Source organism: Mycolicibacterium iranicum, assembly GCF_002101705.1.
GTDB lineage: Bacteria > Actinomycetota > Actinomycetes > Mycobacteriales > Mycobacteriaceae > Mycobacterium > Mycobacterium iranicum.
Genome location: NZ_LQPC01000028.1, coordinates 252,777 through 265,270, shown reverse-complemented (window position 1 = coordinate 265,270; position 12,494 = coordinate 252,777). Strand labels below are relative to the sequence as shown.

The window sequence follows — 12,494 nt, the reverse complement described above, 5'->3', positions numbered from 1 at the left end:
CCGTGAGCAGGCCCGCGCTTGCCGTCGTGGTGTCGTGGGCGACGCTGTCGGTGGTGCTGGCGCTGACCACGCTTCGCCCTACGGCCAACTGGGGCCTGTTCGACGGCGGTGTCGATCTCGACGTCTATCGCAAGGGCGCCTGGCATGTGCTGTCCGGGCTGCCGCTCTACGAGATGCCGGTCGACAAGTTGCTCTTCTACACCTATACGCCGTTCTCCGCGATCGTGTTCGTCCCGCTCGACATGCTGCCTGTGGTGGCCGACCGGCACTACTGGCTGGCAGTCAACATCGCGGTGCTGGCGGCAGCCATCGTGGTGAGCTGGCGGCTACTCGGCCACCGCACGACGTGGCGGTTGGCCGGAGTCTCGGTGCTGATGGCGTTGGGGTGCGTGTTCCTTGAGCCCGTCCGCACGGGATTGTTCTTCGGCCAGATCAACCTGGTCCTCATGCTTCTCGTTCTGCTCGACGCGGCAGGCATGCAGCGCAGTCGTCTCGCAGGAATCGGCACCGGCATCGCGGCCGGCATCAAACTCACGCCCGCCTACTTCGTCCTCTACTTCCTGGCCCTGCGGCAGTGGCGGGTGGCCACGGTCACTGTCGGGACTCTTGCATTCACCGTCGCGCTGGGATGGCTTGTGCTGCCTGAGGATTCGCGAATGTACTGGACAGGCACCTTCCTTCGCTCCGAGCGTGTCGATGATCGGCTGGGGCACCCGTCGAACCAGTCGCTACGCGGCGCCATGGCACGCGTCACGGGCGCGGAGCCACCCCTGTGGCTGTGGTTGGCGATCGCCATTGTCATTGCGGCGCTGAGTCTCTGGATTGCGGTGCGGCTGTACCGGAGAGAAGAGCGGCTGCTGTCCCTGACCCTCGTGGGTCTGACGACGGCCGTGGTGTCACCGTTTTCGTGGACACACCACTGGGTGTGGGTGGTGCCTCTTTTCGTGTGGCTGGTCGATCGGGCGCTGCGATCGTGGCGATGGTGGCTGATACCGGCCGCGTTGTTCATCGCGCTGGGAGCGTGGCCGTACTGGTATCCACGCCTGAAGGATCCGCGCATCGGGTTCTATCTGTTCCCGCACGATCATCCCCTCGAGGTCGTGCAGGTGAACTTGTATGTGAGCTTGTATGTCGGGCTGCTGGTCGGCGCCGGGATACTGGCCTTCAGGTCTCGGCGGGGGCGCTCAGACCGGCCGGCGGTCGGGGGCGGGTCCGGTCGAGGCTCGCACTGAAAGCGTCAGCGGCAGCAGCAGCGACCGTGGATGCCGGTCGGGATCGTTGAGCACCTCAAGGAGCAGGCGGGCGGCCTCGGCGCCGATGTCGTACTGCGGGATGCGCACACTCGTCATGGGCGGTGACACCTTGTCCATGAACGGCATGTCGTTGAACCCGACCACGCTGATGTCCTGCGGGCAGCGCAGACCGCGCTCGGACAGCGCGTCGTACACGCCCAGGGCGAGCAGGTCGTTGCCGGCGAGGACAGCGGTGAACTCCAGATCGGAGTCCAGGAGCGTCCGCATGGCTTTCGCGCCTGCCTCTTCGCTCCATGTCTCACAGACGACCGTCCGCCCCTTCTCGGCGGGGAGATGGAGGTCTTCGAGATAGGACATGAACGCGCGACGCCGGTTCACACCGGTCGACAGATCCTGAGGGCCCGCGAGGTGCACGATCTTGGTGTGGCCCAGCTCGACGAGGTGCTGCATCGCCATGGCCACCCCTGCTGCGTCGTCGGAGGTGACCGACGGGATATCGGCAGATGCACTGCGCCGGTTGACCAGCACCATCGGCGTGGATGCCGCCGCGAGGTCGTCGAGCAGCGGGTGCTTGAGGTGAGCTGTCGCGAAAACGAAACCTTCGACGTTGCGCTGGCGGAACGAATCGACCGCCGCCTTCTCCACGTCCGGCCGGTTGTCGGTATTGACGATCCAGGCGCTGTAGCCGACCGAGCGAAGCACGTCCTCGACCCCGCGCACGATCGGCGGAAACAGCGGATTGGTCAGATCAGGGATCACCATCCCGATCGTCGCCGAGCGAGATGTTTTGAGGCTGCGCGCAATCGGGTTGGGCGAATAACCCATCTCGGCGGCGACCTTCTTGATCCTGGCAGCGGTCTCCGCGTTGACCAGGCTCTCGGTCTGCTCGTTGAGGGCGCGCGACGCGGTCGCCGGATGGACACCAGCCATCACCGCAACCTCTCTGAGCGTCGCCCTTCGCACTGCTCGCCTACTTTCTGCACTCGGCTGCAACTGTCGTCTCATGATGGAGCCCTCCGAGAGTACGTGCAATGAAACCCGCTAATCGCGCGGGACACGGGCGCCACAATTGGCAGCTCAGCTAACTGAATCGATCGCGGCAACGATGTTGGCGGGCGTGAACGGCAAGGTGTAGACCCTGACACCCAGCGCATCTGCCAACGCATTGCCGATCGCCGCCGTGACCGGGCCCTGCGTCGCCTCCCCCGCGCCGAGCGGCGGCTCGTCAGGGCGGTCCAGCACGTGGACGTCGACGATTGGTACCTGGGTGAAGCGGATGATCGGGTAGGACTCCCAATCTGTGCTGGTGACCGAATGCCGGTCGAAGCGAACCTGTTCCAGCAGTGACCAGCTGGCCGCCTGCACGGCGCCGCCTTCCAGCTGATTACGCACCCCGTCGGTGTTCACCACGCACCCGACATCGGCCACGACAGTCAGACGGACGACACGCAGACGGTCGGTCGCTTCGACGTCGGCGACGACTGCGCAGTAGGAGCCTCGATTCTTGTAGCGGCAGAACGCAATTCCCCGGCCGTGGCCGTCAGATACCGCGGTGCCCCAGCCGGCGACGTCGGCGACGGTGGTGAGCACCCGGCGTGCGCGCGGGTCGGACAGATTGGCGAGCCGCAGCGCCAGCGGGTCACGGCCGGCGGCACGTGCCAGCTCGTCGATGACGGATTCGGTGGCGAAGGTGTTGAGATGGCTTCCCAAGGAACGCAGCGACGACGTCCGGATGGGCATGGTCAGCAGCCGGTGCACGGTCACGTCGACTCTGGCGACGTCGTAGTACGGCTCGGCGTTGCGCGCGGATCCGTGCCCACGCTCGGCCGGCGGATCGACCGCGGGAGGCAGCATCTCGACCCCTGCGCGGTGCGCCTCGGCCAGCATCGTGTTGGTAGACGCATACCCCGGCCGTCCCGTATGGCCGTTGGTCCACAGTTCGTAGGACCAGTCGGTGATCGTCCCGCTGTCGTCGATACTCGCTTTGACCTCACCCACCATGGCGGGACCGAAGGGCTCCCAGGCGAATTCGTCGGACCGGCTCCACTGCACGCGCACATGCGTGCCGGGGATCTTCGTCGCCAGCAGCGCGGCGTCCATCGCGACATCGTCGGCGGCGTTGTGGCCGTAGCTGCCGGGACCTTCGACGTGCTGGACCACCACCGCGTCGGGATCGAGACCGAGCGCGGCCGCGATCGCAGGCCCCAGCGAGAACACGCCCTGGCTGTGGCTCCAGACCTGGAGCCGTCCGCCGTCGAGGTGGGCCAGCGCGCAGCTGGGGCCGATCGACGCGTGGGCGAGGAACGGCCGGGCGAACGCGGCTTCCACGACGGCGGCTGCATCGTTGTGATGTGCGCCGTCGCTGCGGATCGGGCGCACGTCAGCCTCGGCCGTCCGCAGCCAACGCGGCAGATCGTCGACGTCGGGCAGGTCGATGCCTGCCGACCAGGTCGCGGTCGACGCCAGCTTCTCGGCGGCGCGGGTGGCCTGCCCTTCCCGCCGGGCGACGACCGCCACGAAGTCACCGTCCCGGACGACGGTCTCGATACCGGGCATCGTCGAGATGTCCTCGAGCGCTGCGCTTTCGAAGTGGGCGCCCACCCTGGGAGGGCGGACCACGCGCGCGTGCACCATGCCGGGGAATTCGAGGTCGTGAATGAAGCGTGGCTTCCCGAGCACCTTGTCCGGCAGGTCGACGCGGGCCAAGTCCTTCGACGTGGGCGGTGCCAGCTCGATCTCCAGCGATGGATCACCAACCTTGACATGCAGGTCGACCTCAGCGGACAGATCGGCGTACGAGCCGATCCGGGAACCGTCTGGGGTCGTGAAGACCCCTGCAGCCAAACAGACTTCGCCGGTATCCCGCCCTGACCTGCGGGCTGCGGCGCGCCGGTACAACTCGCGGGCCTCCGCGCACACCCGCCGAACCGCGGCCCCGGAGAAGGTGATCGACAGGCTGCCCGCAGTGAGCCCCTCGTTCGGCGACGCTGCGGTGTTCGTGGCTTCCGCGCTGACAACTTCCGGCGGTACATCGAGCTCGTGGGCCGCGATCTGGGTCAGCGCCGTCAGAATCCCCTGTCCGAGCTCGACTTTGCCGACGCGTAACACAATGGTGCCGTCGTCGGTGACGGTGAGCCATGTGGAGATCCAGGGATTGGCGACGAGCGAGGCCGGTAGCTCGGCCGTCATTGCCCGGCCTCGGTCGAACCTGCTGCGGCGAGCACGGCATCGACGAAGCGCAGGTGGGTTCCGCAGCGACACAGGTTGCGGTCCAGCGCCGCCGACACCTCGGCCCGCGTCGGCCGGGGGTTGTTGCGCAGTAGGGCGGTGGCGCTGACGATCATGCCGCTGATGCAGTACCCGCACTGGCCGGCCTGCAACTCCAGGAACGCGGACTGGAGCGGGGTGGGGTCATCGGGACTGCCCAGCCCCGCGACAGTGCGTACGTCACCGCGCACGTAATCGACGGGGGTGTCGCACGCGGGCGTCGGGTGCCCGTCGATCAGCACGAAGCACGCGCCGCATTGGCCGAGGCCGCAGCCGAATTTAGGTGATTTGTCGCCGATGTCGTTACGCAGGACTTCCAGTAGGGACGTGCCGGCGGGAACGTCGACGTCGTAGTCACGGCCGTTGACGTTCAGCCGGAGCGTCGTCATCTCAGGCGTGGCTCTGCGCTGCCCAGTAGTCGGGATCGGCCTTGCTTGCCGCGAGCTCGTCGGCAGTCGTGAAGCCGGGCGCCAGCGAAGCGGCCGTGCCGGCCATGTACTGGTGGTGGTCGATGCCGAGCAGCCGGATCCAGCTCTGCTGGCCGAATGTCAGCGAGATGAAGCACCCGAGCTCGACCAGCTCCTCCTCGGAGAAGTGCGTGTACAGGCGTGCCCAGAGTCCGTCCAGGTCCTGGTTTCCCCATGCGATCGATTCGGCGTAGGCGAGCGCAGCCTTCTGGCGGTCGTCGTAGAGGTCGGAGGTCTCGAAGTTGAGCAGCTGGTCGTACTGCTGCTCCTGCAGTCCCGCCGTGGTTGCCTTCTCCGAGCGCTGGTTTCCGCAGAACTCGCACTTCACCGTGCGCGAGATGTACACCCGGCAGAGGTCCTTGATCGCGTGGTCGACGATGCCGTTGTGGAACTGGGCCTTCCAGCTGTCGGCGAAGGCCCAGAAGGCCGCCGGGGAGTGCGCGCGGACGGCAGAACTCTCCGGGCGCGGCGTCCCGTGCTTGGCGCACCGCTCCATCTCTTCCTTCATCCGCTCGTCCAGCTGCTCGAACGGCACATAGCTGATGCGCGGGGAATTGGTGGTGCCCATGTCGCTCCCTTGCGAAGGTTTTGCAATCGATTGCAGCCTCAGTATGTGCCCAGCTGGTCGACCGGTCAAGGGTCGGTGACCTCCTCTGAGTTGGGCAGATGAGGGTCGCCGCGAGGCAGCCACGCGCCGGGCTGATTCAGAACTGCGCTGTCCACACCGGTCGTGAACTCACCAATAACCGCATGCACCATGGGGTTTGGTTCATCGCGGCGCCAAACCAGCGACCACGTCCACATCGGAACCGGGTCGGTCACCACCCGCCGGACCATGTCTGCAGGTGTGGCGTCGTTCTGGCCCTTCGGGTTGTTCAACACCGGACGCCGAAGCCGGCGTACGTGGTCGAAGAACGTCGAGCCCGTCACGCCGCCGTCATCGACACGCACCAGCCGGGCACCCGCCTCACGGGCGAACTGCTCGGCGAATCGGTTCCACGACGACCAGCTGTCCTCATCGGAGTCGATCAGCACGGTCAGCTCCTGCGCGGCGACCGGCGAGGAGTCGGGTCCGATGCTGAGCGCGTAGAGGCGATCCGCGCCGACGAGCCTGGCATCTAGCCCTAACATGTCGAGGTCGGCCTGATCGACCCGGCAGATCGCGAGATCCAGGCTGCCCTCAGCGACCCGCTTCGCCTGCGTGTGCGAGGGCATGACCCAGGTATCCACCCGCAGCTGCGCCACCCCGGCGGCACGCTCCGCCCAGTCCGTCGGGCACCATTGCACGCAGCCGATTCGGACCGGCACGGAAGACGACAGACCGCGGGCGTGGCGCCGCAGTTCATCGGCCTGTGCGATCAACGCATGCGCGCGGGGAAGCAGGGCTGAGCCGGCGGCGGTCAACGCTACCGATCGTCGATCCCGGTCGAACAGCTGCACCTTCAGGTCGCGCTCGAGCGCCTTGATCTGTTGGGAGAGGGAGGGACCCGCGATCCGCAAACGTTCGGCAGCCCGTCCGAAGTTCAACTCTTCGGCGACCGTGACGAAATAGCGCAGCTGTCGCAGCTCCACACGGATCAGCCTAGTTCAGTGGGAGTTTTCACCTACCACAAGAGAGCCAATCGGTTGCACCGCTACGGACTTCGCCTGCCCTTCCGCGTGTTCTCATGACCGAGACCACGGAAGGGAATGCCATGACCACCACACCCCGCGTCGCCGTCATCACCGGCGCATCACAGGGAATCGGTGCCGCACTCGTGGGCGGCTACCGCAAGCTCGGGTACGCCGTCGTCGCGAACTCCAGGAACATCAGCGCCGGTGATGATCCGATGGTGCTCGCGGTACCAGGTGATGTCGGCGTACCCGGCACAGGGCGACACATCATCGACGCCTCTATAGAGCATTTCGGTCGCGTGGACACCGTGGTCAACAATGCCGGCATCTTCGTCGCCAGGGCGTTCACCGACTACACCGACGAGGAGTACGACGCGATCACCGGCGTGAATCTGCGGGGCTTCTTCGAGGTATCCCGGGCGGCAATACAACAAATGTTGACACAGGGCGACGGCGGGCACCTTGTCACGATCTCGACGACACTGGTTGAGCATGCCAATTCCGCTGTGCCGTCGGCACTCGCCTCGCTGACCAAGGGCGGGCTCAACGCAGCTAGCCGGGCATTGGCGGTTGAGTACGCCACACGCGGAATCCGTTCCAATGCAGTCGCACTCGGGGTCATCCGGACGCCCATGCATGATCCGTCGGATTACGAGACTCTTGCGTCCCTGCATCCCGTCGGCCGAGTTGGCGAAGTGGTCGACGTGGTGGACGCGGTGCTGTATTTGGAGAACGCGCCGTTCGTCACGGGAGAGATCCTGCACGTCGACGGTGGTCAGAGCGCGGGGCATTGACGTGGACGCCGAAGAAGTCATCACGGAGGTCATGGACGAATGGAAAGCCGGGATCGGCGCCCACGATCCCGGCCGGGTCGCTGCTGCGTTCGCCGAGGACGCTGTGTTCCAGGGCTTGAAGCCGTACGGGGTCGGTAGGCAGGCGGTCTTCGACTACTACGACTCGCAGCCGCGCGGCATGACCGTCGACTACCAGATACGCGAAAGCCGCAGCCCAACAGCCGGTGTGGTGATCGGCTACCTGGCTGCGGCGTTTGCATTCCCCGACAGGCCCACTGTCGAGCTCGCCGTCGGCGTTGTGCTCACACGGTTTGACAGCGGGTGGCGCATCGCCCAGTACCAAGCGTCACAGATACAGTAGGCGCCCCGTCAGTTGCGGACCGACGTGTCAACCTTGGGTACCTTCACCCGGGGGTAGAGCTGGTTCAGCCACGGGTTGTTGCTGTCGCTACCGGGACCGTACTGCGGCCAGCCAAAGCCACTGCCGTTGCCGTTCCCGTTGCCGCCGAAGGTCCACCCTGGCTGGGCCTGCGCGGGACCGGCGAAGCCGATGACCGCCGCGGAAAGTGCACTTGCTGCGATGCCGATGAGTCCGATCTTCTTCACGGATCTCGCCTCTTTCCTGTTCCCTACTCCCTGTGACGGGCAGTCACCCGCCGACACGGAGTAGAACCGGTGACGCAGCGGTTTGATTCCGTCCAGCAGCCCACCAGCGCGGACGCCCTTGAACCGCGCTGGTGAGGGCGGTGCCTGAGCGGGTGGTCCGTTGCCGCCGGGAACGTACGTCAGAGGTTGCGACCGAAAACGAGCTGACGATCACAAACTTCGCCTCCACGACGGTGTCGGCTCGAGCGACTACGATTTCCCCGCCCCCTATCCCTGCGTCGAGGTAAAGGATTAGTAGTGAGCTACACCGCCGCCGACATCACCGAGCTCGACGATGTCCAGCACACACGCCTGCGGCCGGCGGTCAACCTGGGGCTCGACGTCCTCAACACAGCGCTGCGCGAGATCGTCGACAATGCGATCGAAGAGGTCGCCGACCCCGGCCATGGCGGGTCTCGCGTCACGATCACGCTGCATGCCGACGGATCGGTCAGCGTCGCCGACGACGGCCGAGGTCTCCCCGTCGATTCCGACCCCTCCACCGGGAAGAACGGCATCGTCAAGACGCTGGGCACCGCCCGCGCGGGCGGGAAGTTCTCGGCGCATTCCGATGCCGCCAGCACGGGCGCCGGTCTGAACGGGATCGGCGCCGCCGCAGCGGTTTTCATTTCCGCACGAACCGATGTGACGGTGCGCCGCGCCGGCAAGACGTATGTGCAGAGTTTCGGCGGCGGCTACCCCGGTGTGTTCGAAGGCAAAGAATTCGACCCACAGGCGCCGTTCACGCGCAATGACTCACAGAAACTGCGGGGAGTCGGCAACCGTAAGCCCGACGCGCACGGCACGACGGTACGAATCCTGTTCGACCCGGTGGTGGTTCCCGACTCCAGCGTGGACATCAACGAGGTCCTGCTCCGTGCGCACGCCGCGGCGCGGATGTCGCCGGGGGTCCATCTTATGGTCGTCGACGAGGGCTGGCCGGGCGAGGACATCCGCCCGGAGCTGGTCGAGCCGTTCGATGGTCCGTGGGGCACGGAAACCCTGCTGGACTTGATGTGCGCGGCGGGCGACACCCCTGTTCCCAGCGTGCGGGCCGTGGTCGAGGGGCGCGGTGAGTACACCACCGGCCGTGGTCCGACCCCGTTCCGCTGGTCATTGACCGCAGGCCCGGCCGAACCGGCCACCGTGGCCGCGTTCTGCAACACCGTCCGGACTCCGGGCGGCGGGTCCCACCTGACGGCGGCCGTGAAGGGGTTCTCCGAGGCGCTGGCCGACCGCGCGTCCCGCATCCGGGACCTCGGGCTGGCCAAGGGAGAGGACGGCCCCGAGCCACAGGACTTCGCCGCGGTCACCGCCCTCGCGGTCGACACCCGCGCCCCCGACGTCTCGTGGGATTCGCAGGCCAAGACCGCGGTCTCCTCGCGATCACTCAATGTCGCGATGGCCCCGGACGTCGCCCGCAGCGTCACCATATGGGCGGCCAACCCGGCCAACGGCGAAGCCGTGTCGCTGTGGGCCAAACTCGCACTGGAGTCGGCGCGGGCACGGCGCAGCGCCGAGGGCGCGAAGGCACGATCCCGTGCGGCGTCGAGGGCCAAGGGTCTGGGCACAAATCTGTCACTGCCGCCGAAACTGCTGCCCAGCCGGGAGACAGGTCGTGGGTCGGGCGCTGAACTCTTTCTGTGCGAGGGTGATTCGGCGCTGGGCACCATCAAGGCAGCGCGAGATGCCACCTTCCAGGCCGCCTTCCCGCTGAAAGGCAAGCCGCCCAACGTGTATGGGTTCACCATCAGCAAGGCGCGCGTCAAGGACGAGTTCGACTCGATCGAACGCATCCTCGGCTGCGGCGTGCGGGACAACTGCGATCCCGAACTGTGCCGCTACGACCGGATCCTGTTCGCCTCCGACGCCGACCCCGACGGTGGCAACATCAACTCGAGTTTGATCTCCATGTTCCTGGACTTCTACCGACCACTGGTGGAGGCAGGCATGGTGTACGTGACGCTGCCGCCGTTGTTCGTCGTCAAGGACGGTACCGAGCGCATCTACTGCCAGGACGAATCCGAACGTGACACTGCCGTGGCCGAGCTGAAGGCCAGGTCGAAACGCAAGGTCGAGGTGCAGCGCAACAAGGGTCTCGGCGAGATGGACGCCGACGACTTTTGGAACACCGTGCTGGATCCGCAGCGGCGCACCGTAATTCGAGTGCACCCCGACGAAGACGAGAAGAAGCTGCACCACACACTGTTCGGCGGGCCACCGGAGGGCCGGCGCGCGTGGATGGCCGATATCGCCTCCCGTGTCGACACCTCCGCGCTGGACCTCACCTAGGGAAATACCGTGACCGCCACACTCGACCTTCCACAGCAGAACCCCGATCTGGTTCTCGACCAGAGCGCCGATGACTACTGGAACCACTACCAACTGACGTTCGCGCTCTACAGCGTCAGCGACCGCGCCATCCCGTCCGCATTCGACGGACTGAAACCGGGCCAGCGGCGGCTGCTGTACCAGATGCACGAGTCGGGGCTCCAGCCCGGAAACAAGCCGCAGAAGTCGTCCAAGATCTGCTCGGCGGTCACCGGCAACCTGCACCCGCACGGCGGCGCGTCGATGTACGGGGCCGCGGCGCTGATGGCTGCCGAGTTCCAGCGTGTGAAAGTCATTGACGGACAAGGCGCTTTCCCGCGGATCCAGGGTGATATCCCCGCCGCGGACCGCTACACGGAGATGCGGTTGTCGGCGCCGGGCGCGGCTCTCACCGCCGAGCTCAACGACCACGCGGTGCCGATGGTGCAGACATTCGACGGCGAGTGGACCGAGCCGACGATGCTGCCAGCCCAGTGGCCCGTGCTCCTGTGTAACGGGGCCGTGGGTATCGCCGAGGGTTGGGCCACCAAGGTCCCCGCGCACAATCCGCGGGAAATCATGGCCGCGTGTCGGGCGCTGCTGAAGACGCCCAACATGACCGACGACAGACTGGTCAAGCTGATCCCCGGGCCGGACTGGGGATGTGGGGCCACCGTGGTGGGCACCGCCGGCCTGAGGGACTACATCACCACCGGCCGAGGCGCATTCACCGTTCGCGGAACGATCTCTGTGGACGGGAAGAACTGCATCATCACCGAGCTGCCCCCGGGTGTCGCCAGCAACACCGTGCAGGACAGGATCCGGGCCCTCGTCGAGTCCGGTGAGATGTCCGGTGTCGCGGACATGTCCGATCTGACCGACCGCCGCAACGGGCTGCGGATCGTGGTCACCGCCAAACGCGGCCACAGCGCCGAGCAGATCCGCGACCAACTTCTGGCGCTGACACCGCTGGAGTCGACGTTCGCCGCGAGTCTTGTCGCGCTCGACGAGGACCGGGTGCCCCGCTGGTGGTCGGTGCGTGAGTTGATCTCGGCGTTCCTGCATCTGCGTGATTCAGTGGTGCTGCGGCGCAGCGAGTATCGGCTGGAGAAGGTGACCGCGCGCCGCCACCTGGTGGCCGGCCTGATGAAGATCCACCTCGACATCGACGCCGCCGTCGCGGTAATCCGCGGTTCCGACACCGTCGACGATGCTCGCCGCGGGCTGCAGGAGCGGTTCTCGATCGACGAGGAGCAGGCGAATTACGTTCTGGCGCTGCAACTTCGCCGGTTGACCAAGCTCGACGTGATCGAGCTTCAGGCCGAGGCCGACAAGCTCGACGCCGAGTTCGCCGAGCTGACCGAGCTGGTATCCAACCCCGACGCCCGTCGCAAGGTCATCGACTCGGAGTTGGTGGAGACCGCGAAACTGTTCAAGGGTCCCGAGTTCGACCGCCGGACCGTGCTGGACTTCGACGCCACACCCGTGACTTCAGGCTCCGACGAGGACGGTCCCCGTGAGCGGAAGGTCAACGCCGCATGGCGTCTCGACGATCGCGGCGTGTTCTCCGACAGTCACGGCGACCTGCTCACCGCGGGGCTCGGCTGGGCGGTCTGGACCGATGGGCGGATCAAGTTCACCGCCGGTGGCGGACTGCCCTACAAGATCCGCGACATCCCGGTGGCGCCCGACATCACGGGGCTGCTGCGCTCAGGGGTACTGCCCGACGGCTATCACCTGGCGTTGGTGACACGGCGCGGCAAGGTTCTGCGGATCGATCCGGCGGCGGTGAATCCGCAGGGCGCGGCGGGAAATGGTGTGGCGGGGGTGAAGCTCGCTTCCGGCGATCCAGAGGACTCTGTCATCGCCGCACTCCCGGTTTCGTGCCAGAACGGCGAGGCCATCCTGTCCATCTCCGAGAAGGGCTGGAAGGTCACCGAGGTCGCCGACATTCCGGTGAAGGGCCGCGGCGGCGCGGGGGTCGGCTTCCACCCGTTCGTCAACGGCGAGAACGCACTGGTGTCGGCGACCATCTCGGCGACGGGATTCGTGCGCGGCAAGAGGGTTGTGCGTGCCGAAAAGCGCGCGAAAGCGTCGATCAAGGGATCGGGTTCGGACGTGACAGCAGCGCAGTAGTACCGGTC

The 12,494-nt window shown here is 66.4% G+C and carries 11 protein-coding genes; 5 read left to right on the top strand and 6 right to left on the bottom strand.

Translation table 11 applies throughout. From position 1 onward, the window contains the following. Window positions 1-2: 2 nt before the first annotated feature. The gene (locus AWC12_RS12040) at window positions 3-1,232 is read left to right on the top strand and encodes a glycosyltransferase 87 family protein (RefSeq protein ID WP_085174504.1); all 1,230 of its coding nucleotides are present in this window, start codon (window positions 3-5) and stop codon (window positions 1,230-1,232) included. Here the strand turns inward: AWC12_RS12040 and AWC12_RS12035 are convergent. The 5 genes from AWC12_RS12035 to AWC12_RS12015 all read right to left on the bottom strand — a co-directional run bounded on the left by AWC12_RS12035 (window position 1,185) and on the right by AWC12_RS12015 (window position 6,559). Then, window positions 1,185-2,258, bottom strand: coding sequence for a LacI family DNA-binding transcriptional regulator (locus AWC12_RS12035; RefSeq protein WP_085174502.1), 1,074 nt, complete (start codon window positions 2,256-2,258; stop codon window positions 1,185-1,187). The two genes, AWC12_RS12040 and AWC12_RS12035, sit on opposite strands and share 48 nt — an antisense overlap. 72 nt (window positions 2,259-2,330) lie before the next feature. Continuing rightward, entirely contained in the window at window positions 2,331-4,442 is a 2,112-nt protein-coding gene (locus AWC12_RS12030) for a xanthine dehydrogenase family protein molybdopterin-binding subunit (protein WP_085174500.1), read from the bottom strand. After that, window positions 4,439-4,909, bottom strand: a complete 471-nt coding sequence (locus AWC12_RS12025) for a (2Fe-2S)-binding protein (RefSeq protein WP_024446443.1) — start codon at window positions 4,907-4,909, stop codon at window positions 4,439-4,441. The genes AWC12_RS12030 and AWC12_RS12025 overlap by 4 nt, the downstream gene beginning before the upstream one ends. Window position 4,910: 1 nt before the next feature. Next, window positions 4,911-5,555, bottom strand: a complete 645-nt coding sequence (locus tag AWC12_RS12020; RefSeq protein WP_024446444.1) for a carboxymuconolactone decarboxylase family protein — start codon at window positions 5,553-5,555, stop codon at window positions 4,911-4,913. A gap of 65 nt (window positions 5,556-5,620) precedes the next feature. Continuing rightward, window positions 5,621-6,559, bottom strand: coding sequence for a LysR family transcriptional regulator (locus AWC12_RS12015; RefSeq protein ID WP_024446445.1), 939 nt, complete (start codon window positions 6,557-6,559; stop codon window positions 5,621-5,623). Window positions 6,560-6,681: 122 nt separating this feature from the next. On the opposite strand from AWC12_RS12015, the gene AWC12_RS12010 reads away from it, so the two are divergent. Next, window positions 6,682-7,395 carry an SDR family NAD(P)-dependent oxidoreductase gene (locus AWC12_RS12010; protein WP_024446446.1) on the top strand — a complete coding sequence of 238 codons (714 nt, stop codon included), beginning with the start codon at window positions 6,682-6,684 and terminating at the stop codon, window positions 7,393-7,395. A 1-nt stretch (window position 7,396) separates the two neighbouring features. Next, the gene (locus AWC12_RS12005; protein WP_024446447.1) at window positions 7,397-7,756 is read left to right on the top strand and encodes a YybH family protein; all 360 of its coding nucleotides are present in this window, start codon (window positions 7,397-7,399) and stop codon (window positions 7,754-7,756) included. An 8-nt stretch (window positions 7,757-7,764) separates the two neighbouring features. Here AWC12_RS12005 and AWC12_RS12000 read toward each other — a convergent pair whose 3' ends face one another. After that, the gene (locus AWC12_RS12000) at window positions 7,765-8,001 is read right to left on the bottom strand and encodes a hypothetical protein (protein ID WP_024446448.1); all 237 of its coding nucleotides are present in this window, start codon (window positions 7,999-8,001) and stop codon (window positions 7,765-7,767) included. Window positions 8,002-8,298: 297 nt separating this feature from the next. Between AWC12_RS12000 and AWC12_RS11995 the strand changes: the two genes are divergently transcribed. Together AWC12_RS11995 and AWC12_RS11990 are read left to right on the top strand one after the other, a co-directional pair. Further along, window positions 8,299-10,332, top strand: a complete 2,034-nt coding sequence (locus AWC12_RS11995; protein ID WP_085174498.1) for a toprim domain-containing protein — start codon at window positions 8,299-8,301, stop codon at window positions 10,330-10,332. A gap of 9 nt (window positions 10,333-10,341) precedes the next feature. Continuing rightward, window positions 10,342-12,486, top strand: a complete 2,145-nt coding sequence (locus AWC12_RS11990) for a DNA gyrase subunit A (protein ID WP_085174496.1) — start codon at window positions 10,342-10,344, stop codon at window positions 12,484-12,486. Window positions 12,487-12,494: the final 8 nt, after the last annotated feature.

What these genes read in the sequence shown, in the direction of transcription:
- AWC12_RS12035 (WP_085174502.1), bottom strand. Translation starts at nt 2,258, where the DNA reads ATGAGACGACAGTTGCAGCCGAGTGCAGAAAGTAGGCGAGCAGTGCGA.
- AWC12_RS12030 (WP_085174500.1), bottom strand. Translation starts at nt 4,442, where the DNA reads ATGACGGCCGAGCTACCGGCCTCGCTCGTCGCCAATCCCTGGATCTCC.
- AWC12_RS12025 (WP_024446443.1), bottom strand. Translation starts at nt 4,909, where the DNA reads ATGACGACGCTCCGGCTGAACGTCAACGGCCGTGACTACGACGTCGAC.
- AWC12_RS12020 (WP_024446444.1), bottom strand. Translation starts at nt 5,555, where the DNA reads ATGGGCACCACCAATTCCCCGCGCATCAGCTATGTGCCGTTCGAGCAG.
- AWC12_RS12010 (WP_024446446.1), top strand. Translation starts at nt 6,682, where the DNA reads ATGACCACCACACCCCGCGTCGCCGTCATCACCGGCGCATCACAGGGA.